Raw genomic sequence first — 23,368 nt, 5'->3', positions numbered from 1 at the left:
ATATTTCTAGTACGAGCTTAAGCGTGTACTTCTTTAGTTTCTGAATCTATATTTCTAATTTTTGTCATATAACCAATACCTGGTTGTACGTTGATCTCTTCTAAAACATAGTAGACGCGTTCGCTCTTCAATGCTTTGGCCACTTCTGAATTCGGATCATTTTTATCACCAAAGATGATGGCATTTGCAGAACAAGCCTGTTGGCATGCCATTTTAATATCTCCATCTTTTAGTGCACGTTTCTCCATTTTAGCATTTAGTTTACCGGCTTGGATACGTTGGATACACATCGAGCATTTTTCCATTACCCCTCTCGAACGAGACGTTACATCTGGATTTAATACCAACTGGGTAAATTCATTCTGCAAATAGTTATCGAAACGTGAATCATTCCAGTAATTGAACCAGTTGAAACGACGAACTTTATAAGGACAGTTGTTGGCACAATAACGTGTACCTACACAACGGTTGTAAGCCATGTGGTTTAATCCATCTGATGAGTGTACCGTTGCCAAAACCGGGCAAACCGTTTCGCATGGTGCGTGATCACAATGCTGGCATAACATGGGTTGATGTACAACCGAAACGTTATCCAGATTAGACATGTGCGCAATCTCTTTTTCTTCAGTTACATCATGCCCGGTTTTCTCATCATTAAAGCTGTAGTAACGATCAATACGTAACCAGTGCATTTCTCTGCGTCTACGTACTTCGTCTTTACCTACAACAGGGATATTATTTTCTACGTTACAGGCAACAATACAAGCACCACAACCGGTACAAGCATTTAGATCGATTGCCATTACCCAATCGTTACCTAATTTTTCATATTTATCGGTAGTCCACAAATCATAAACTTTATGTTTATGGTGGTTGCCTGAACCCGCAGCGGGATCTTTAAGGTAATCCTTTAAAGTTGCCTCACGAATAATATTTCTACCTTCGAAAGAATAATGGGTTTGTGTTTGCGCTAGTTCATCCCTGTCGCCAGTTGATGCCAGTGTAGCGGTAGTACCATATTTAAGGGTACCATTGTTAAAGCTTACAAAAGGGAATGCATTTTTACCTACATTATTTCCGGCCTTACCTACTTTAGTACGTCCGTAACCTAAGGCTACTGAAGCGGTTCCCATGGCCTGACCCGGTTGGATCAATACCGGAAGATTAATTTCGGCGCCATTTGCCTTTACACTTACTACATCAAATTCTTTATAGCCCCAAGCCTCGGCTTGTTTTGGCGCAAGGGCGATATAATTATCCCAAGTTACTTTTGAAACAGGATCAGGCAATTCTTGTAAGAAAGCGTTGTTTGCACTTTTACCATCACGCATCGGAATGCTTTCATAGATGTGCAGCTCTACTTCGTTCTTCCCTGATTTTTTAAGTGCTGTGCTACTTGCATTGATTGAAGACGCAACCGCATCCAATGACATGCTGAAACCGTAGGTTCCTGCCGTTTTAGGGGTTGTACCAAATACACCTACTTGTAATAAATCAGCCCAGGTTTTACCTATTGCTGGTAATATGTTTTTCTCCCAATTGTTGCGTACATATTGATAGTAATCCTGTACGGCGTTATCAGACCAGATCAATAAACTCTGCTCTGCTTGACGAGAATTAAATACAGGATTGATGGTAGGTTGTACAATTGAGTACATTCCTTCGTGTGTATTTGCATCGCCCCATGCCTCTAAATAGTTAGGTGTAATAGCAATTACATCACACAGGTCTGAAGTTTCGTCAACTCTATCTGCAAAAGAAACCTTTAACGCTACTTTTTGCAGTGCATCCGTAAATGCCTTGGCATTGGTCGCATCGTAAGCGGGATTGCTGTTTAAGAAAAATACCGCGGCCACTTCGCCCCTGTTCATTTCGTTAATCAGCTCTGCGAATTCAGCATCATTACCTTCGTAGCGTTTACAAGGGTTATCCAAATCAATTGTTGTACCGTAACTTCCGATAGCGGCGTTAATGGCATTCACCAAAATCTGGGTAGATACATCATTCGAACCAGAAACTACCAACGATTTTCCTTTATTGAGAAGCAATTCTTTTGCTATCAATTTTAGGGCTTTATCAGCAGTAACGTTATTACCTAAGTTACCACCAGCTAAATTATTGCCCGTAATTGCATTATATAAGGTGATTAATGCTGGCCCCTCTTCAGAAAGTTTAATCGGAATGCGGGTATCGGCATTGGTACCTGTTAAGCTCATTCCAGTTTCAAACTGAAAATGGCGAGACATTTTTCCTTTTTCTAATGATTTATGGTTTCTATTAGAAACGTATTGTGCTGTAAATTCTTCGCCGCTGATCCAAGTTCCCAAGAAATCAGCTGCAAAACTTACAATTAGATCTGCTTTATCGAAATTGTATTTTGGCAATACGGCTTTACCAAAGCTATTTTCATTGGCTTTGATCATTCCTGTATAAGAAACGGCATCGTATTGTACATGTTTGGTTGTAGGATACTTAACTGCAAAATCAGCAACTACTGCTTTAGCCGATGGGCTGTTTAAGCTAGAAGAGACGATACGGATCTTTTTACCTGAAGCTTGTGCTTTATTTAATTCTCCTTTAACAAAAGTATCCAGCGAACTCCAAGAAGCAGCTTTCTTTTGTACATATGGGTCTTTTAATTTAGATACATCATATAAGTCTAATACAGAGGCTTGGGCCTGTGCATCGGTTCCTGTACTAAAAATACCTCCATTTGGGTTAACTTCAATTTTAATCGGGCGTCCTACCACAGTTTTAACCAAGATAGGGTTTCCTTTAAAGGTAGAGACATAGAAGTTAGGGATTCCTGGCACAACTTCTTCCGGTCTGATGAGGTAAGGAATTGATTTGTGCACGGGTGCAGTTTGGCAAGCTGCTAGCGTAACAGCTCCTAATCCAAAACCTAAGGCTTTTAAAAAGTCGCGGCGTGGCGTAACTGTACTTAATCCTGCTTCACTTAAAACATCTTCTATTGGAAGTGGCTCTGCAAATTCGTTTTTGTTGTTTGCAACAAAATCGGGAGTGTTTTTATACTCCTCTAAGCCTTTCCAGTATTTTTTATTGCTTTCCATTTAAGCTATATTACTGTTTATCGAACGTTCTTACTAAACTCTGTTAATTAATAATGGCATTTACCACACTCTAAACCACCTAGCATTGCTGGGGTAATTTTTTCACCTTTTTTGATCTTCTCGTGTGCTGCAATGATCTTGGCATAGAAGGCGTCGTTTTTCTTGCCCGAGATATCCGCATCCTTGTGGCAATTGATACACCATTTCATGGTTAGTGGAGAATATTGGTAGATTTCTTCCATTGTATTAACCGGACCATGACACGCAAAACACACTGGATCTTTTGGATCGATACCTTTTTCTTTTCTAATGGCCGCCTCGCCAACAACTACGTGCTGTGAGTGGTTGAAATAAGCAAAATCAGGCAAATTGTGTACACGAACCCATTCAATTGGTTTCTCTTTTGTTTTATCGTAGGTACCGGTTTCGACATCGTAACCTAAGGCATTGTATATTTTCTGAATTTCTGGAGAAACCTGTCCATCTTCGGTTCTGGCCTGTACACTTTTATGACAGTTCATACAAACGTTAAGCGATGGGATAGTTGAGTTTTTTGATTTGAATGCTCCAATATGGCAGTACTGACAATCGATCTGGTTGATACCAGCGTGCAACTCGTGTGAAAACTTGATAGGTTGTGTAGGTTGATATCCGGTATGAACCCCTGTTTCCCACATGCCCATCCATCCAAATGAACCCAATACAAGAATTAAGCACAACACGAAGAAACCAACAAATTTTTTGTTTTTAAATAACCTACGAATACCAGTTGTTAAAGAAACCTCATTATCCTCTACTACTATACCTTGTTTCTCTAAAATTAAACGCTCTAATGCTTTTACCGCTTTACCTAAAAGGACTAACACACCGATAGCTACAATAATGATGGCGATTACACCAATTAACGAAAGACTTGAAACACCTTCGTCTTTAGCAGCCGCCCCTGGATTTGGATCGGCTATTTTTGGCTCTCCTACTTTCGCATAAGCGATGATGCTTTTGATCTGCGGTTCGGTTAATGTAGGAAATGCTGTCATCTCTGATGGAGAGAATTTAGCAGCCTCAATTGCCTGTGCATTTCCTGAAGCTCTTAATGCAACGTTATTCTGAATCCATTTGATTAAAAATGCTTCATCAAGTTCGTTCATCTTTGGCGTTAAAGCTGGCCCAGTAGAATTATGGTCAAGAGCGTGGCATGAAGCACACTTTCCTTTAAATAATGTCTTACCCTCCGCTAAATCTTGTGCCTGCGTTACAGTTACAATTAAGAAAGATAGGGATGCGAAAATGAATGCCGACCTCCAAACTCTCTTAAAAATTAATGAGATATTCCTCATAATGAGTATTTTATGCTGTTTTTTGAAATTAAAATTAAACCTAGGTGATGATTTGATGGTAGTCGCCTCCAAAAGATTTGAACAAAAGTAAAATTTATTAAGTTACCAATGACATATTAATGACACTGAAATACAATTTATAATCATTCTAAATTATTAGATTTCTTGCTTTAGCGCTCCAAAAAACAACAATTTTTAAATCTATCAGATTCTTAAAAGCACCAATGCGATAAAAAAAATTTGGAAGTTCCACGAATTTTATTTGTTGCTTAAGCTTCGCTAATTTAAACTACTTAAAAGCCACAGATGCACAGATTATTAGCAATAAATCTGTGCATCTGCGGCTGTTCTTTTTAGTTGAATTGGCTCAGCGGATGAGCACTCTTATTGCTTCAAAATCCAGGCAAAAATCAAAGGCGCTACTATGGTTGCGTCTGATTCTACAATAAATTTAGGGGTGTGGATATCAAGCTTGCCCCAGGTAATCTTTTCGTTGGGTACTGCGCCAGAGTAAGATCCATAGGATGTGGTCGAATCAGAGATCTGACAGAAATAGCTCCAGAATGGGATATTCTCCATTTCCATATCTTGATAGAGCATAGGCACTACACAAATTGGAAAATCGCCAGCAATGCCCCCACCGATTTGGAAGAATCCGATTCCTTTACCTGCAGAATTGGCGATATACCAATCGGCAAGCCACCCCATATACTCAATTCCACTTTTCATTGTGGTTGCCTTTAGCTCGTTCTTCATTACGTAAGAAGCAAATATATTTCCCATCGTAGAATCTTCCCATCCTGGAACTACAATTGGAAGGTTCTTTTCGGCTGCTGCCAACATCCAAGAATTTTTGGGATCAATTTCATAATATTGTTCAAGATCTCCACTCAACAGCATTTTATACATGAATTCGTGCGGAAAATAACGTTCGCCAGCGGTATCAGCATCTTTCCAGATTTTGTGGATGTGTTTTTGCAAACGACGGAAAGCTTCCTCTTCCGGGATACAGGTATCGGTAACACGGTTATAGTGGTTTTCTAGAAGATCCCATTCGTCTTGTGGACTTAAATCGCGGTAATTTGGTACCCTTTTATAATGTGAGTGGGCTACCAAATTCATGATATCTTCTTCTAGATTAGCTCCTGTACACGAAATGATGGCTACTTTATCCTGTCTGATCATTTCTGCCAACGAAATTCCCAATTCGGCAGTACTCATTGCGCCTGCCAGTGTGATCATCATTTTTCCGCCTTCATCCAAATGGGTCTCATAGCCTTTTGCCGCATCCATCATTGCTGCCGCATTAAAGTGGAGGTAATTGGTCTCCATAAATTTCGATATCGGTCCTCTTGTAGTACTCATCTTTATATTTTTTGTTGTGGCGCAAAAGTAAGAGTTTTTTTTAGACTTGCGAAGTCTTAAGACTTCGCAAGTCTCGTTCTATAAGCGCAGAGCGATGGCTCAGGGCTGAGGCTCAATTCAACGCCCAACTCCAAACTCCAAACTAATTTCCTAGATTTGCCCCAATGAAAAAACTGATCGCCATCTTGTTTTTGTTGCTAATGGCTCATCCCCTTTGGGCACAAAAAAAACTCATCCAAAAACTGTTTTCAAACGAAAAAGACACTACTAGAAAGGCAAGCTTTATGCCTATCCCTGTATTGGGCTATGCGCAGGAAACCGGTTTCGAATTTGGCTTGGGAGCGCTTTATTCGTTTTATATCGATAGAAAAGACACTACTAACCGCAGCTCCAACTTTTCTGGAACTGCATCTTACTCAACAAAAAAAACCTATAATATTGCATTAAAAGGAGATGCTTGGACCAAAGGAAATAACTATCATTTCATTGGTGAAATAAGGTTTAAAGAAAACCCATTTAACTTTTACGGCATTGGCAACAATACCCAACAAATTGATGAGGATAGATTAGTGCAACAGCAAATTAAAATTGCTTTAGATGCCGAAAAAGAATTGTATAAATCTTACTATACTGGCATTTCTCTAGGGTTTGAAAATTATAAATTTACAGACAAGGTACCTGGCGGGATTTACGGCACGTCGCCAAATTTAAATGATCGGGAGGGTGGTAGCGTAATGTATATAGGCCTATCTCAAAGCTACGACACGAGAAATTCCAACAACTATCCCACTAAAGGCTTTTTTGGTCGTTTAACATACCAATATGCTCCTGATGTATATAAAGGAAGCAATTTTACGGGAAGCTTGATTAAGTTAAATCTTCGTGGTTTTATATCCTTAGCACCAAAACTGGTTTTAGGCCTACAAGGAATTTCGTATACCATAAGTAGCGATGATACTCCGTTTTATCTCTTGCCACAACTGGGTAATGATGAGATCATGCGGGGATATTATACCGGACGCTACCGCGATGAGAACCTGCTTGCAACCCAGGCCGAACTGAGGTATCGTTTTATGAACAGGTTGGGTGTTGTTGCTTTCGCTGGAGCAGGCAAGGTGTATGCCAACGGCAATCTCTCTTTAAATGACCTTAAACCCAATTACGGAATTGGAGGTCGATATTTCTTTGATACTGCAAAAGGATTGAGTGTAAGGCTTGATTACGGTATTGGCGAGAAAAGGCCAAATGAGAAGCGCCAAAGCGGAATGTATATTAGTTTAGCGGAAGCGTTCTAAAAAAGTTGATTACTTCCCTGCCTTGCCGGCAGGCAGGGATTAAATAGATTTCACAGGTGAGGATTTAAGATATGGCATGGATAATCTTAAAGAAAAGCGATAATCTGTATGCATACACCAGTGCAGTATATAAAACAATAAACACGATTGCACCGATTATCGATTGAAGCATTGACGCTTTATAAAACCTCTGCGAAGCGAAAACATAATAAATTCCAAAAATGCCTAAAGCAATGAGCGAACTAGTTATATCATACGTACTATCGTAGGTTCCTTTTACCAAAAAATAGTAATAGGGATTGGTGATAAAAAAACCCAAAAAGGTATAAAATAGAAGCATGAAAGCAAATAAGTGCGTGGTAAACACCAAATGTTCTGAAAGGTGTCTTCTCTTTTGCACCAACACACCCACAAGTGTAAGCAGCGGAATGAACACTACTAAAAAGGCCTTAGACTCAATAGCCATTCTGTCATTAAATCTCGCCGAAACAATCTTAAATTCATCATTTGTGGGAGCAAGACGATCTATAATCTCTTTTGAGTGAAATTCCGTAAAGGGATAAAAATTGTAAAAGCTACTTAACGGTGTAGAGAAAAGGTTGTTTTGACCGATCAATAAAAAGTAAATTATATTGCACACAAAAAATAAAGCAAAAGGGCGCATGTAAGGCACTCTTTTTCCATTACAGAAATCTTCCGATAAAAGTCCTGGTTTAGCAATTAAAATCTTTACCGATTTAAAAAATTTATTATCAAAATGGGTAACGCCCTCAAATGATTCTTCGATATAGTGCCTAAGTGTTAAATCATGAGGTTCTAATCTTTTTTCACCACAAAAACTACAATAATTTTCTGTGATTATTGATCCGCAGGAAATGCATTTAATTTGATCTTTTATTGGGTATTGATTTTGTCTGTTGTGAGGCATGAAATTAGATTTAGTTCTAATTTCGTTATTTATTTAGAGCAAAGCAAATTGGGTGTTAGATTGTAGAAATTCTTAAAAGTATTGTTACAAGTTTTTAATTTAAAATGCCTGGAATAATGCAAATCTTGTGCACACCTTAATTTTTTCAGCCACAGATTAAATATATGAGCCTCTGGTAATAGTTTTGATTCGGTGGCGATTAAATTTATGTGTTGAAATGCAAAGTGATTACCAAGGAGATTTTACCGTATTTACATTTTTAGTTAGTTTAAAGCTTTTAGAATTTAAAAGGGAAGAAATGGATTTGTAAATCAAAAATAATTCCCATTTTAGGCTCGCAGTCACTACTATCAGCTGTGCTTTAAAAACCAACATTATGAAAAAACTGCTTTTGCTTTTATTACTGCCTCTTTCTGTTTTCGCACAAAAATTTACTGCTCCAGAAATTGCCTCTTTTAATGCACAGGCTAAAAAAGTAACCATAATTAGGGATACCTGGGGAATTGCGCATGTATATGGTAAAACCGATGCCGATGCAGTTTTTGGTTTACTATATGCACAATGTGAAGATGATTTTAAACGCATTGAACTAAACTACATCGAAAAGTTAGGAAGATTGGCCGAAATTAATGGAGAACGGGCTGTGTTTGATGATTTGCAGATAAAATTGCTCATCGATTCTGCAGACGCAATTGCCGATTACCAAAAAGCACCACCTTGGCTCAAAAAATTGTTGGATGCCTATGCGGCGGGCATCAATTTTTACCTCATTAAAAACCCACATGTTAAACCATTATTATTAACCCGGTTTAAACCTTGGTATACCCTTTTGTGGACGGATGGCAGTATTGGCGCCATTAATACAGCAGATCTCACTGTTTCAGAACTAAAGAAGTTCTACTCTGGCGATTATTCTCCCACTGCCTACATACCTGTTATTAAAGATCAGCAAAGTGGATCCAATGGATTTGCTTTTGCACCATCGATAACGGAATCCGGTAATGCAATTTTGTACATCAATCCACATACAACCTTTTACTTTAGGCCAGAAATACAGATGCAGAGCGATGAAGGATTAAATGCCTATGGAGCCGTAACCTGGGGTCAATTTTTTATTTACCAAGGCTTTAATGAGTTTTGTGGTTGGATGCACACCTCAAACAATGTGGATATAGCCGATATGTATGCGGAGAAAATCGCCAAAACCGATAAGGGACTGTTTTATGAATACGATCAGAAGAAATATCCTGTTGGGCAGAGAAAGATCAGTATCAGCTATCGGGATGGAAAGGAATCAAAAACCAAAACGTTTACCACTTACTTTACCAATAACGGTCCGGTAATGGCGATAAGGGATGGGAAATGGATCAGTTTAAAATCCAAAAACAGAAACACCCAAAGTTTGATCCAGAGCTGGGTACGCACCAAATCAAAAAGCTTTGAAGATTATCAAAAGGCAATGGATTTAAAAGCAAATGCATCAAACAATACGGTTTATGCAGATGCGAAGGGCAATATCGCCTATTGGCATGGCAATTTTATTCCAGTTAGAGATCCGAAATTTGATTGGTCGGCAGTAGTTGATGGAAGTACATCAGCCACCGCATGGAAAGGTCTACATTCAGTCAAGGAAAGCGTCCATTTGTATAATCCCAGCAATGGTTGGCTGCAGAACTGTAATTCTACACCTTTTAGTGTTGCGGGTAAGAACAGTCCGATAAAAGCAAACTATCCTGGCTACATGGCACCAGATGGAGAAAATTTTAGGGGAGTTGCTGCTGTTAGGCTTTTAAGCAGACCTATAAAGTACACCTTGGATAAAGTTATCGCCACTGGCTACGATAGGTATATGCCAGGCTTCGAAGTCTTGGTTCCGGCATTGGTAAGGGCTTATGAACAATTACCACAAAGTGATCCACTTGTTGTGGAGTTAAAAAGTCCGATTGAGGTGCTTAAAGCGTGGGACTACCGATCAGGAGAAAATTCGGTGGCAAGCACCTTGGCAATGGAATGGGGAATCCGTTTAAATCCGGTCATCCAGAAAGTTTACATCAACCCGCGAGAAAAAGACCAAGTAGAAAATACCAAAGATTTTGTAGCTGGCGCTAGACCAACGGATCTGTTGGAACCTTTTAAAGCAACAATTGCTGATCTAACCAAACGGTTTGGCAGATGGGATATTGCCTGGGGAGAGGTTAATCGTTTACAGCGTTTAACTGGAGAAATAAATGAGAAATACGACGATAAGCTTCCAAGCATTCCGGTGGGATTTGGATCGGCATTATGGGGCCAACTTCCGTCTTATCGCAGCAACCTATTTGCAACCAATAAACGTTATGGTTTTAGCGGAAATAGTTTCGTTTGTGCTGTCGAATTTGGGCCCAAAATTAAAGCGAAATCTATCCTTGCGGGAGGGAATAGCGGCGATAAGAACTCTAAACATTTTAGCGATCAGGCCTTAATGTACAGCAGAGGACAGTTTAAAGATGTACTTTTTTACAAAGAAGATGTGCTTAAACACGTGGAAAGAAGCTATCAGCCAGGGCAATAGTTGAGGCGGATTATATCCCAATGGCTATCGGGACTTAGTTCAAAGGTCGACCAATATTCAAATCTCGACCAACAGTAAGTGCAGCAATTGTTGGCCACAGATTAAGAAAGATTTAATCCTTTTTAATCTGTGGCCATAAATTTGAATATTGCCAAATTAATGCGGATTTGATCTGTGTTCATCCTTCTTATCTGTGGTTATTTTCTTGGGAGGTAAATTAGCCCCAGATATCGAGAAAGATTTAATCCTTTTTAATCTGTGGCCATAAATTTGAATATTGCCAATATTAATGCGGATTTGATCTGTGCTCATCCTTCTTATCTGTGGCTATTTTCTGGAGGGGCAAGAATCGATAGCCACAGATTTTTATGAAAGATTAAATCCTCTTAAATCTGTGGCTATAAAATTTTAGACATGGACACAAGTTAACGATATTAAAAACGCCTATCCCAATGTTTATTAGGTCCTGAAAGAATATCGGTGATCATTCCTTTCTTAGTTACTGTATTGTATGAAATTATTTTTCCTTTAATGGGTTGTTCCTCAAGGCCTGTTATTTCAGCATTGTAAGCGGTAACCACATCAGAATTTTTATTGATCTCAATTTTATCCCCACTTATTCTTGTCCCATCTAAAACTATGGCAGCCTTACCATATAGGGTAATGGTATTTTCAGTTTTTGAAACCCGAACCGAATCTGATGCTTGAAAAGGTAATTTGCTTAATAATTCAAAGACAGCCGATTTAGCCTGTTTAATATTTCCAGAGGCATTTAGTAATGAATAAGTATTGGCTTTTAAGTTATAAATCAAAGATTTTCCACTTATAATATTGCCCTCTTTTCCTGTTAATGTTGCATTTTGAGCAGTAATTAGCTCATTATTTTTATCCCAAGTAATGTCTTCGGCTTCCAACAACAAACGGTCGGTAATTTCTATTTTCCCCTTTTTAATATAAAATTTATTGGTTTTGGTATCAACTGTTAAGCTCGATGAATAAAGTAATTTAGGGTTTGACGATTGGGTGGTAGCCTGTGCATCTCCAGGTTTAACCGACTTTGTGGCAACTAACTCTTCAGGCACAATCTGAGATCCATCTTCATGGTAAAAACGGCTGTAAAGTGTCGGATTTCTTAGTTCATATTTTTTTGGTTGCGAATAAAGTACGATCATCTTATCCGTAGAATAAGTTTTGCTTCCGGTTAATTTTTCTCCAAAGAATTTAACCAAAACTTGGTCGCCAACCTTAAAATTAGCGTTTTTAAACTTTTGGGCAGCCACATTTAAATTAATAGTGAAAGTTTTATCGTTTAGCACTATTTTGTTTATCACCCCGTTTGAATTTTTCTCTATAGATTTAATTTTAGACCAAGCGAAACGAGCACGGTTTGCCTCGTACAAAAAAGGTTGTTTTTTTAACGGAGGTTGTGTATAAATTATAACACCGCCTTTTTTGATGGTCGCGGGGTTAATGATCAAGTAGCTTGCCTCCTGTGAAATTAAGGCCATAGCTACTTTGATTTCTATTTCCTCGTTGGGTTTTAACATTCTTAAGACCTCCATCTTGTGTGCTGCCTGAAGAATATAGGTTTTATCGCCTACGGTAAATAATTTGCCATTGTTTAAGGTAGATTTAGCTTCTAAATAATCATTTCCTATAATGCCAACCAGTACTTTTCCATTTATTGCCTGGGCCAGGTTATATCGTTTCAAAAATTCGGGAGATTTCCGGTAAGCTTCCGCTTTCAATCTCGAAGCTTTAATTTTTGCATATTTTGACGTATCCTGCTTAACTATGTGCTGGTTTTGTTGTGGTAGCGCATAAACAACGTTTACTGTAAACCCCCAGATTAGGGCCATCCCAATAGGTATCACAAGCAAATAAATTAACTTTCTCCAATTTTTTGATTTAGTGTTAAACAACATTTTTATCCTTGCTTTTATCGGGCTTTTCACAAAATTATGCACTAATGGCATCTGTCCTCCTTCTACTGCTAACCTTAGCAATAAGCTTGCATAGTTATTTGCGCCAAAGTCTGCGCTAGTTGTTTCGTCTGCCTCGTACTCATGCGTTTGTTCTAATGCTCTATCGTATAAATAAATAATTGGATTAAACCATAATATAGCTTTAGCAATCATCAACATTATTTTATCGATAGAATGCAATTGCTTTGCATGCACTTCTTCGTGCTTCAGCAATACACTAATTTCTGAGTCGCTTAGTTTTTCTTGATCAATAAATACGTAATTGAAAAACGAGCAATTGGTAAAGCCTTTGGTTTTTGCAACTATTTTAAGTCCGTTAACTTTTTTCGCACTGCGATTAGTGTATTTTAAGAGCGTGCATACCTTCCAAAGCGTCATCATCAATAACCCTGCTACAATTGCCATATAGGCATAGGGCAATAGCAAATACCAATCATAAGAAGTTTTTTCAATGCTTACGGGTAACACACCAACTTGAATTGGCGCCTCAAATGCTGAAGTGGCCAAGTCAGCATCCCGAACAGCGATCGGGTTTTCGATAATCGAAATCTGCTCTACCTCCCTCTCAATTGTAAATTGCAGCGATGGAATAATAAAACTGAGCAGCAGCGTACACAACAGGTAAAATCGATTAAATTTAAAGAAGGTAAGTTTATGGAGTACGAGCTGATAAAGGGCGAAGAATAACAGTAGGCAAGCGCTTACTTTTAAGAGGTAATTTAATAATTCCATATTAGGATTTTTTATTGATCAAAGCTTTTAACTCTTCTATATCCTTTTCACTTAGTTTTTCTTCTTTTACCATGAACGATAATAAGCTACTTGGCGAATTATCAAAATAACCAGAAAACAATTTGGAGAATGTGGTTTTGGTATAATCTTCCTTGCTGATTGCGGGAAAATACTCGTAGGTTTTACCATAGGCATGATAGCTTACATACCCTTTCTTTTCTAAAAGCCGTACTATAGACGAAATTGTATTATATGGTGGCTTTGGTTCCTCATCCAATTCATCGATGATATCTTTAACAAATGCTTTTCGCAGTTTCCATAAAACCTGCATGATCCGCTCTTCTGCTTTAGTTAATTCTTCCATAAACTAAATCTATAACTTATTTTACAGTTATACAACTAAAAAATCAGTTAAAAGTATAATTAGTTGATAATCAAATAATTAATTTAACGAGCATGGAGCATAGAGCATGGCGTTGGCTAGACTCTAGGCGTGTTCTCCCCTATGCGCTTTGCGCTTTGCTCTTAATCTAAGCATGGAGCATAGAGCATGGCGTTGGTGAGAGTCTAGGAGTGTTGGTCCCTATGCGCCTTGCTCTCTGTCTTTGCTCTTAGTACTTGATTTTAAAGTGTTCTTTCGCCTGTCCTTGTTTAAAATACACCAGTCCAATCCAGAACAGATCTACGGTGACGGACACCTGGGGATGGCTTTTTATAATTTCCCAAGCTTCTTTCATTCCTTTGCTCCAATAGATATCATCAAAGATCAACAACGAATTCTCATTAACTTTTGGCAAGCACCAATTAAAATAATTTAAGGTTGCTTCTTTGGTGTGATTGCCATCGACATAAACAAGGTCTAGCGTTTCGGCCTTATTTATGGCTATTGGTAGGAGTTGATTAAAGTTTCCGATCTGCAAGTCGATAGTTGCCAACTGTAGTTCATTAAAATTCTTTTGCGCAACTGCCGCGGTTTCTGGGCAACCTTCTATGGTAAGCAATTGTGCATTGGGTTGTGCTTTGGCCAAATAGGCGGTAGTAATACCTAAACAGGTTCCCAACTCGATTATACTGTTGGGCTTTTGATGAGCGGCCAGGCGGTAGATCAGTTGGGCCAATCTCGGTGTTTTTAAAGCGTTCTTTGCGATCTCACGAACCTTTTTGATCTTGTTTTTATTTAAGTGTGATCCAGCTCCAAGATCTGTTACCCTCACTATGCTATCGTCATGCAAAAGTTTTTTTCGTTGCTCTTCGATACTTTCGTATTCTTTTTTGGCAGAAAAATCGTAAATTACCTCATCAGTTAGCTTGTAAACGAATGGCGAGTGTGTACCATGCCTACTTTTTGCAGTAAAACGATGTTTAAGGTAATCGGCAACGAATTGAAAAATCATACCGACAAAAATAGGCAAACAGAAAATTGTAATTTGCATTTTTAATGGAAAATCTTGCAGAAATAGATGCTTTAGTCAAATTATTGGATGATCCTGATGAGGAGATTTTCCAACATGTGCAAGAGCGGCTTCTCACCTACGGCAACGAAGTGATTACGTATTTAGAAAGCGCTTGGGAGCAATCGCTTAATACGCTTTTGCAGGAGCGCATTGAAAATATAGTACATACGATACAGTTCAATAATGTTAAAGAAGATCTTAACTTATGGTACCAAAGTGGAGCTTTTGATTTATTGCAGGGAGCTTTGGTTATTAATCGCTATCAGTATCCCGACCTTGACGAGCAGCATATTATTAATCAGATCGAAGAAATAAAGCGTGAGATCTGGCTATCGATGCAGCATGAAATGAGTTCTATAGAGAAAATAAAGCTCATCAACCATGTTTTCTATAGCCAATATGGATTTAGCGGCAATACTAAAAACCATCACGATCCGCAAAACTCGTACTTAAACCAGGTATTAGAGAGCAAAAAAGGGAACCAAATTTCTCTTGCCATCGTTTATGCCACATTAGCCCAAAAATTGGATATCCCTGTTTATGGGGTAAACCTACCACAGCATTTTATTTTAGGCTATATTGATGAAAGCAATGCTGAAAAAGAATATGGTGTGCTTTTTTATATCAATGCTTTTAATAAAGGGGCTATTTTCGGGAAACATGATGTAGACCAATTTCTCCGTCAGCTTAATCTGGAACCCCAACCTGGATTTTATTCGCCATGCAGTAATACCGAAATTATCAGAAGAATAATAAGGAACTTAATTTCTGCCTACGAGAATTTGGGCGCAGCCGATAAAGTGCAGGAATTGAAACAATTGCAGGAGATTTTATCGGAGTAGCGTGGAGCATTCTGCTCGCCAAGCGCAACACTCCCAAGGCCAAACTATAAAAATTTATTTGTCGCCAGCCAATTCGTTAACCTTTCAAACCAATCGTCTTTAGTTGTTTTATTGTATAGACCAAATCCATGGCCACCCGCAGCATAGAGATGCATTTCGGCAGGAACCTTGTATTTCGTAAGAGCTTCATTGTACATGATACTATTTTTTACGGGCACGGTGCCATCATTATTGGCGTGCACTAAAAAAGCCATTGGCGTTTGTGCGTTCACATGGAGCTCTGATGACCAGTATTTTCTTTGCTCATCAGTAGGATTTTCGCCCAGCAGCCTTGTTAAAGAGCCTTGATGGGTGTTTTGACCGAAGCTTACCACAGCATACATTAAGATAGAGAAATCAGGCCTTAAACTAATGCCTTCTGGGTTTTGCACCTTCATATCATTGTAATGTACACTTAAGCTACCTGCTAAATGCCCTCCGGCAGAAAAGCCCATAATACCTATCTTCATCGGGTCGACACTCCAAACACTTGCATTTTTGCGCACCAGATACATCGCCTGCAAGGCATCCTGAAGTGGCCCATTGGCCTTATCTTCCATAATTAAATCGCTTGGCAAGCGGTATTTTAGTACAAAGGCGGTTACACCAATTTCGTTCAATTTTTTCGCAACTAGGGTCCCTTCTTTATCAATTGCTAAGATGCTATATCCCCCACCTGGGCAAATAATTACAGCTGTCCCATTAGGTTTGGCGGGCAAATACGCAATTAATGAGGGCTCGGTAACCATACTAACTCTCGAAACGCCATCGGTACCAATAACCGTTTTCTCTGCATAGTCTGAGGGAGGTGCTTTAGCGCCAGGTATTGCGCCTTTATATAAGGGAATAACTTGTTGGGCATCGGTTGTGCTCATGAATACAGAAAGAGAAAATAAGAAAACGAAGATCTTTTTCATTGGAAATACTATGGTTATCTAAAAGTATCAAAAAAAGTTGAAAGTTGGGCGTTTGGCGATTTGCGTAACACGAAGGCTTAACGCTAAAACTCCATCAAATATGCCTTTAAAAAGTCGTTCAGGTCTCCATCCAATACTGCCTGTGGATTGGAGGACTGGAAATTGGTGCGGTGGTCTTTCACTCTTCTATCATCAAGCACGTAGCTCCTTATTTGCGAGCCCCATTCTATCTTCTTTTTGGATCCTTCTATTGCTGCTATTTCTTCGTTTCTCTTGCGCTGCTCAATTTCGTACAACTGCGATTTTAATAACCTCAAGGCATTTTCTTTGTTCTGCAACTGCGATCTTGATTCTTGGTTCTTAATCGTAATCCCTGAAGGTTTATGGTATAACCGCACAGCGGTTTCAACTTTGTTCACGTTTTGTCCGCCGGCACCGCCTGCTCTAAAGGTTTCAAATTCTACATCTGCCGGATTGATATCGATATGGATCGTATCATCAACCAATGGATATACGTAAACCGAAGCAAAAGAAGTATGTCTGCGGGCATTCGAATCAAATGGCGAAATTCGTACCAAACGATGTACACCATTTTCTCCTTTTAGGTAACCATAGGCAAACTCGCCCGCAATTTCGATGGTAACCGATTTAATTCCTGCTACCTCTCCCTCTTGATAATCCTGCTCTGTAACTTTATAGCCATTTTTATCGGCCCACATCATGTACATCCGCATTAGCATATACGCCCAATCACAGCTTTCTGTTCCTCCGGCTCCTGCAGTAATTTGCACAACAGCATGCAGTTGATCTTCTTTGCTATTGAGCATGTTTTTAAGCTCAAGCGCTTCCACTGCTTTTAAACTGGTATCGAACTGCTCTTTTAATTCTTCTTCTGTGGCATCCCCACTTTGAAAAAATTCGAAAAGTACTTCTACATCCTCAACCGCTGCATTGGCTTGTTGCCAACCATCAGTCCATACTTTTTTCTGATTGATCTTAGAAATATGTTGCTCGGCCTTTTTAGGATCATCCCAAAAATTGGGTTGCAGGGTAAGTTCCTGCTCTATACGGATTTCTTCGAGTTTATCTTCAACGTCAAAGATACCTCCTCAGCGACGTTACTCTGTCCCTTAAATCCTGAATTTGTTCTTTAGTCATGTTGTAAACTTACGAAGTTTTGCAAACTTTGTAAGTTTATTTCAAAATTAGTCATCGGATGAATATAATCATCCGATGACTATTTCCCATTCATGTAATCCAACGTTAAATTACATAGCGCTTTTACTCCCAGATTAAAACCACTTTCGTCTAAATAGAAATCGGGCGTATGGTGGGAGGGGGCCTTTAATGGGTCTTGATCCTTTGGCATCCCTCCTAGAAAGAAAAACAAGCCTGGAACTTTTTCCTGATAAAAAGAAAAATCTTCTGCTCCTGTTACGGGGGCTTTTAGCTTTACGTTATCAGTCCCTGCTGTAGCTTGCAAGCTTGGCAACATTTTTTCTGTTAAAGCAATATCATTGAATGTTACGGGATAATGTGCACTATAGGGAATTAAAACATCGACTTTGGCACCGTAAGCTTCACCGGTTTTTATGGCGATCGTTTTAATGCGCTCAATAAATAAGGCTTCGTCTTCTTTGGTAAAATTGCGGACAGTACCTAGCATTTCTACTTTTTCGGGAATAATGTTAGAGCGAACGCCACCATGGATGGAGCCAATGGTTACTACTCCAGGATTTTCGGTAAGGTTTAAATTCCTACTCACGATAGTTTGTAGGTTATTTATTATTTGTGCCGAAACCACAATCGGATCGATACTGCTCCAAGGGTAGGCTCCGTGTGCCGATCTACCCATTACTGTAATTTTTAAATCGTTAACCGCAGCCATCACCCCTCCTGGTCGATAGGTAATTTGACCAACAGGAGTTTGGGAGTTAATGTGCAGTCCAAAAACTACATCAACTTTAGGGTTTTGTAGCACTCCTTCTTTAACCATCAGTTCGGCACCACCTTCTTCGCCCACTGGCACCCCCTCTTCTGCGGGCTGAAATATAAATTTCACGGTTCCTGCCAAATCCTTTTTCATTCCTGCCAAGACTTCGGCCACACCCATCAAAATGGCCATATGCGAGTCGTGTCCACAGGCATGCATTACCCCCACTTCTTGGTCGTTATAGGTGGTACGTACTTTAGACGCAAAGGGCAATGAGCCGCGTTCTGTTACGGGTAACGCATCCATATCGGCTCTTAATGCCACAACTGGTCCCGGTTTAGCACCAACAAGTATACCTACAACACCGGTATGGGCTACCCCTGTTTTAACCTCAATCCCTAAGCTCTGCAAATGTTTGGCAATGATGGCAGCTGTTCGCGTTTCGCGGTTGCCCAGTTCAGGATTTTGATGGAAATCTCTTCTCCAATCGATTACCTTTTGTGTCAAGGCCTCAGCTCTCCTGTTCACTTCCGCTTTCTGGGCCTGTGCGAACAAAAAAGAAGGAATGCAAAAAAATGAGATTAAAAATAAGGAGGTTTTCATGCTAGTTTAGATTTCCATCCAAGATAGAAAATTTCTTCAGAAGATGGAACCCATCTTATCTTCGCGGTTTATTATAAAGTCTATTAAAACACTTTGTCAATCATTTAACTTTAGTAAAAGGTATTTAGTAATTTTACGATATAAACAATCAGTTATGCTTCCAAAAATAGATTTCACTACAACCAATGCCTACAAATATTTGGCAGATCATTTTATTGATATTACCGAAACAGATCTTAAAACTTTATTTAAGGAAGATTCTGAACGTTTTAACAAATTCTCCCTTCTGTTCGAAGAGATCTTGTTTGATTTCTCTAAAAATAGAATTGATGACACTACATTCGCTTTATTAATTCAATTGGCACACGAATGCAAGTTGGATGAAGCCATAAAGGCGATGTATGAAGGTGATATAATCAATCAAACAGAAGGTCGACCTGTATTGCATATCGCTCTGCGCAACCAAAGCAATTCTCCAATTTTGGTAAACGGCAAAGATGTAATGCCTGAGGTGAATGCTGTTTTAGCTAAAATGGAAAAATTTAGCAATTCCATTATTTCTGAAGAATGGAAAGGCTACACGGGTAAAGCAATAACAGATATTGTGAATATTGGGATTGGAGGTTCAGATTTGGGCCCTGTAATGGTAACCGAAGCATTAAAAACCTATAAGACTCGTTTAAACCTTCATTTTGTATCTAATATCGATGGCACCCATCTGGCCGAAACGCTAAAATTGGTAAACCCAGAAACCACCTTATTTCTTGTGGCCTCTAAAACATTTACTACGCAAGAAACGATGACCAATGCGCACAGTGCAAGAACGTGGTTTTTGGAAAGTGGCGCAAAAAAGGAAGACATTGCCAAGCATTTCGCTGCGCTTTCTACTAATGCAAAGGATGTATCGGCTTTTGGGATAGATACCGAAAATATGTTCGAATTTTGGGATTGGGTAGGTGGCCGCTATTCGTTATGGAGCGCAATCGGACTATCGATTTCGTTAGGAATTGGCTTTGATAATTTTAAGCAACTGCTTGCAGGGGCGCACGCTAGCGACCAACATTTTAAAGACACCCCTTTTGAACAGAATATCCCCGTAATTTTAGGGATGCTTGGGGTATGGTATATCAATTTCTTTAATGCCGAAACACATGCCATTTTACCATACGATCAATATATGCATCGCTTTGCAGCGTACTTTCAACAGGGAGACATGGAAAGTAATGGCAAGCATGTGAATAGGAACGGAAAGGCAGTAGATTATGAAACCGGACCTGTAATTTGGGGCGAACCTGGCACAAACGGACAGCATGCCTTTTATCAGCTTATACACCAAGGAACGCGATTAATTCCATGTGATTTTATCGCCCCTGCGCAAAGTTTAAATCCATTAGGAGATCACCATCCTATATTATTGTCGAACTTCTTTGCACAAACCGAAGCACTAATGAATGGAAAGAGCCTAACCGAAGTAGAAAAAGAGCTCAAAGATTCAGGAAAATCAGCTACCGAGATTAATGAATTGGCACCCTTTAAAGTTTTTGATGGTAATAGACCAACAAATTCTATTCTACTAAAAAAGGTTACGCCATATAGTTTAGGAAGTTTAATTGCTTTTTATGAGCATAAAATATTTGTACAGGGCATTATTTGGAATATCTTCAGTTTCGACCAGTGGGGCGTTGAACTGGGAAAACAATTAGCGCAGAAAATCCAACCTGAATTAAAAAATGATGATCCGATAAGTACACACGATTCTTCTACTAATGGATTGATCAATCAATATAAAAAATGGAAATAGGAATTGGGAAATAGATAACTCTTCCTATTTCCCAATTCCCTAATTTCTTTCCCCATTCCTTACTCGCCATTTACTTGGAAAAATCCAAAGTAAATGGCGATTTTTATTTAAAGAAATTTCTAGAGACAGAAGCAACCTTTATAAATCATTGCCCGTAACTACTGAAAACTAACCTTACTTAGAGAATATTTTGCTGACACCTGAACTAATCAATGGCTGTTTAAAAAAAGATCGAAGAAGTCAAAAAGACCTTTATCGTCTCTATTATGGCTATGCTATGCGGATTTGTTCGCGCTATGCGAAAAGTAAGGATGAAGCAGTTGAAATGGTTAACGATGGTTTCATGAAGGTTTTTATGAATATGCATCGATACGATAAGCAACGATCATTTAATGCTTGGATAAGCACGATTATGATCAATACTTCAATAGATTATTATAGAGCTAGAATGAGACAAATACAGATGGAAGAACTAAATGCCAAACATGAACTGGAAGGTAGTGAGAGCATTCTTTCCCGTTTAAATTATGAAGATTTAATAAAATTGGTTCAGCGGCTGTCATATGCCTACAGAACAGTATTCAATTTATTTGCTATAGACGGCTATTCTCATGAGGAAATCTCTGTGATGCTTTCTATTTCTGTAGGAACTTCTAAGTCTAATCTATTCAAGGCAAGAGAGAACTTAAAAAAAATGCTAGCAGAAACACCAATGACGGCGAAACAAAAAATTAATTGTTAAAATGAAAGAGTTGAATGATGAAGACTTTGACCAGGCGTTCAAAAACAGGATTACACAAGAAATACCTGAGTTTGACAACGAGTCGTGGTTAAAGATGGAGGAAAAGTTACGTAAGAAAGATCGGCTCATATTTTATCGATATGCCAGTGTGGTCTTGCTGTTGCTCTCATTTGGATTAGGGTTTTACCTGATTAGCAGAAATGGAATTACCCCTGGTAACGGAATCGCAGGAAATAAACCTGAAACTAAAAAAGAACTTGGAGGCATCAAAGACAGCCCGTCTGCAACTTCTGTGGCCAGTTCAACGCCAAATGTTCCATTACCTACCATCAATCCCGGAGAAAATGTCACCAAGATTGTTAAAGACCCTATATCTACCATAAGCAAAGGTTTACAGGCAGCCAAATTAGAAGGTTTGGAAATCTTGGTGTCAGGGAAGCAACCTGCAGGGAATGAGCCGGGCAAAGTAACACAAAATAGTAACCAAAGCACTCTTACCACAAAAACCAATGTTATTGATATTGGAGCTGAAAACGTTGAACAGCCCAATAAGCAACCAGATCCTGTCATAGCTGCAAATATTGATGATGTTAAGCTGGATGGGGAGAAACCAGAGGGAAAGATTAAAAAAGTAAGACGTAAGCTCCCGCTTAGTTTAGCCATAAATGTAGGCCCGGATTTTAATTCAACTACTTCAGTGATTGGAGGTAAAGCAAATGTTGCTTTTGGAGTTAGCCTCGGAGTTGGCTTAACCAAAAAGTTAAGTTTACAAACTGGGTTAAATTACGGGCACAAAAACTATACGGCTGTTAGCAATGAATACACCACGGGTTACTATCCAAAAAACACCATCGTAAACATCGATGCGCAATGCAAAGTGCTCGAAATACCATTAAGAGCATCGTTCAAAGTGAACGAAAACAACGAGAGAAGCATTACTGTAAATGCTGGCCTATCTAGTTACATGATGTTAAAGGAAAATTATGTATTTAAATATGATCCTTCGTTGAAGCGGGCAGATCGTACATCGGAAGTAACCAACAGCAATCAGCATATTTTAAGTGTGGTAGACCTTTCTGCTACCTATAATATAAAGTCGAAGAGCAAGAAAATAGCCGTAGGCTTAGAGCCCTACATTAAAATTCCCCTGTCGGGGATTGGCGAGGGCAGTGTTCCTTTAAAATCGAGTGGAGTATCCTTAAAACTAAGTTATGATTTTACTAAAAAACATTAAATTGATTTTATTGATTGTGCTTTATTTTGCTTTTGTTATTGCGGCAAGTGCACAAACCTATGTAAGTAAAAATGTGAAAGTCGGCATTTTTTCTTCCACGCCAGTAGAGGACATCCGAGCTAACAGTTCAACAGGGGCCGCTGTTTTTAATACAGAGAACCAAGAATTGGCCGTGGCAGTTTCCATCAAGAGCTTAGAGTTTGATAAAAAATTGATGCAGGAGCATTTCAATGAGAACTACATGGAAAGCGATAAGTTTCCATTGGCTAAATTTAAAGGGAACATTGAGCAAAAAATAGATTGGAAGAAAGATGGCGAATATCCGGTAACGGCCAAGGGAACACTTACCGTTCATGGAGTAACCCAATCAAGAAGCATACAAGGTATTATAAGAATAAAAAACGGCGCCCTATCACTAAATTCCAACTTCGATGTCGCCTGTAAAACTCACCAGATTAAAATTCCAACCTTGGTTTTTACCAAAATTGCAGAGGTAATTAAGGTAACTATTGACGGTACATTAACCTTATTAAAATAAA

The 23,368-nt window shown here is 39.0% G+C and carries 17 protein-coding genes; 7 read left to right on the top strand and 10 right to left on the bottom strand.

The window, feature by feature from the left end:
* Window positions 1-17: 17 nt before the first annotated feature.
* The 3 genes from AC6H0V_RS16905 to AC6H0V_RS16895 form a co-directional block, all read right to left on the bottom strand.
* Entirely contained in the window at window positions 18-3,071 is a 3,054-nt protein-coding gene (locus AC6H0V_RS16905; protein ID WP_497561379.1) for a TAT-variant-translocated molybdopterin oxidoreductase, read from the bottom strand.
* 47 nt (window positions 3,072-3,118) lie between these two features.
* On the bottom strand, window positions 3,119-4,408 hold the full coding sequence (locus AC6H0V_RS16900; protein WP_497561378.1) for a c-type cytochrome: 1,290 nt from the start codon (window positions 4,406-4,408) through the stop codon (window positions 3,119-3,121).
* 384 nt (window positions 4,409-4,792) lie between these two features.
* Window positions 4,793-5,773: a deoxyhypusine synthase family protein gene (locus AC6H0V_RS16895; protein WP_497561377.1), complete on the bottom strand. Its 981-nt coding sequence runs from the start codon at window positions 5,771-5,773 to the stop codon at window positions 4,793-4,795.
* 164 nt (window positions 5,774-5,937) lie between these two features.
* Between AC6H0V_RS16895 and AC6H0V_RS16890 the strand changes: the two genes are divergently transcribed.
* Window positions 5,938-7,068, top strand: coding sequence for a BamA/TamA family outer membrane protein (locus AC6H0V_RS16890; protein WP_497561376.1), 1,131 nt, complete (start codon window positions 5,938-5,940; stop codon window positions 7,066-7,068).
* A 64-nt stretch (window positions 7,069-7,132) separates the two neighbouring features.
* Here the strand turns inward: AC6H0V_RS16890 and AC6H0V_RS16885 are convergent, their stop codons facing one another.
* Complete coding sequence (locus tag AC6H0V_RS16885; protein WP_497561375.1) at window positions 7,133-7,996, bottom strand: DUF3667 domain-containing protein; 864 nt, start codon at window positions 7,994-7,996, stop codon at window positions 7,133-7,135.
* 376 nt (window positions 7,997-8,372) lie between these two features.
* Here AC6H0V_RS16885 and AC6H0V_RS16880 point away from each other — a divergent pair, with 376 nt between their 5' ends.
* Window positions 8,373-10,547 carry a penicillin acylase family protein gene (locus tag AC6H0V_RS16880; RefSeq protein ID WP_497561374.1) on the top strand — a complete coding sequence of 725 codons (2,175 nt, stop codon included), beginning with the start codon at window positions 8,373-8,375 and terminating at the stop codon, window positions 10,545-10,547.
* A gap of 434 nt (window positions 10,548-10,981) precedes the next feature.
* Here AC6H0V_RS16880 and AC6H0V_RS16875 read toward each other — a convergent pair whose 3' ends face one another.
* From AC6H0V_RS16875 to AC6H0V_RS16865, 3 genes are all read right to left on the bottom strand, one after another.
* Window positions 10,982-13,264: a M56 family metallopeptidase gene (locus tag AC6H0V_RS16875; RefSeq protein ID WP_497561373.1), complete on the bottom strand. Its 2,283-nt coding sequence runs from the start codon at window positions 13,262-13,264 to the stop codon at window positions 10,982-10,984.
* Between the two features lies 1 nt (window position 13,265).
* Window positions 13,266-13,628, bottom strand: a complete 363-nt coding sequence (locus AC6H0V_RS16870; protein WP_497561372.1) for a BlaI/MecI/CopY family transcriptional regulator — start codon at window positions 13,626-13,628, stop codon at window positions 13,266-13,268.
* Between the two features lie 247 nt (window positions 13,629-13,875).
* On the bottom strand, window positions 13,876-14,658 hold the full coding sequence (locus AC6H0V_RS16865; RefSeq protein ID WP_497561371.1) for an O-methyltransferase: 783 nt from the start codon (window positions 14,656-14,658) through the stop codon (window positions 13,876-13,878).
* Window positions 14,659-14,702: 44 nt separating this feature from the next.
* On the opposite strand from AC6H0V_RS16865, the gene AC6H0V_RS16860 reads away from it, so the two are divergent.
* On the top strand, window positions 14,703-15,560 hold the full coding sequence (locus AC6H0V_RS16860) for a transglutaminase-like domain-containing protein (protein WP_497561370.1): 858 nt from the start codon (window positions 14,703-14,705) through the stop codon (window positions 15,558-15,560).
* 44 nt (window positions 15,561-15,604) lie between these two features.
* Here AC6H0V_RS16860 and AC6H0V_RS16855 read toward each other — a convergent pair whose 3' ends face one another.
* From AC6H0V_RS16855 to AC6H0V_RS16845, 3 genes are all read right to left on the bottom strand, one after another.
* Complete coding sequence (locus AC6H0V_RS16855) at window positions 15,605-16,516, bottom strand: alpha/beta hydrolase (protein WP_497561369.1); 912 nt, start codon at window positions 16,514-16,516, stop codon at window positions 15,605-15,607.
* Between the two features lie 83 nt (window positions 16,517-16,599).
* A protein-coding gene (gene prfB / locus AC6H0V_RS16850) for a peptide chain release factor 2 (protein WP_497561368.1) occupies window positions 16,600-17,674 on the bottom strand; the annotation gives its coding sequence in 2 pieces (ribosomal slippage) (window positions 16,600-17,613 and window positions 17,615-17,674; 1,074 coding nt in all).
* Window positions 17,675-17,753: 79 nt separating this feature from the next.
* Window positions 17,754-19,052, bottom strand: coding sequence for an amidohydrolase (locus AC6H0V_RS16845; protein ID WP_497561367.1), 1,299 nt, complete (start codon window positions 19,050-19,052; stop codon window positions 17,754-17,756).
* Window positions 19,053-19,206: 154 nt separating this feature from the next.
* Here AC6H0V_RS16845 and pgi point away from each other — a divergent pair, with 154 nt between their 5' ends.
* From pgi to AC6H0V_RS16825, 4 genes are all read left to right on the top strand, one after another.
* On the top strand, window positions 19,207-20,853 hold the full coding sequence (gene pgi / locus AC6H0V_RS16840; protein ID WP_497561366.1) for a glucose-6-phosphate isomerase: 1,647 nt from the start codon (window positions 19,207-19,209) through the stop codon (window positions 20,851-20,853).
* 190 nt (window positions 20,854-21,043) lie between these two features.
* A complete protein-coding gene (locus AC6H0V_RS16835) occupies window positions 21,044-21,595 on the top strand; it encodes an RNA polymerase sigma factor (RefSeq protein WP_497561365.1) in 552 nt (183 codons plus the stop codon).
* A gap of 1 nt (window position 21,596) precedes the next feature.
* Window positions 21,597-22,829, top strand: a complete 1,233-nt coding sequence (locus tag AC6H0V_RS16830; RefSeq protein WP_497561364.1) for a porin family protein — start codon at window positions 21,597-21,599, stop codon at window positions 22,827-22,829.
* Window positions 22,807-23,367, top strand: coding sequence for a YceI family protein (locus AC6H0V_RS16825; protein WP_497561363.1), 561 nt, complete (start codon window positions 22,807-22,809; stop codon window positions 23,365-23,367). The genes AC6H0V_RS16830 and AC6H0V_RS16825 overlap by 23 nt, the downstream gene beginning before the upstream one ends.
* The last annotated feature ends 1 nt before the right edge of the window (window position 23,368 follow it).

This window comes from Pedobacter sp. NO84, assembly GCF_059703915.1.
This window is presented reverse-complemented; position numbering and strand designations above follow the sequence as displayed.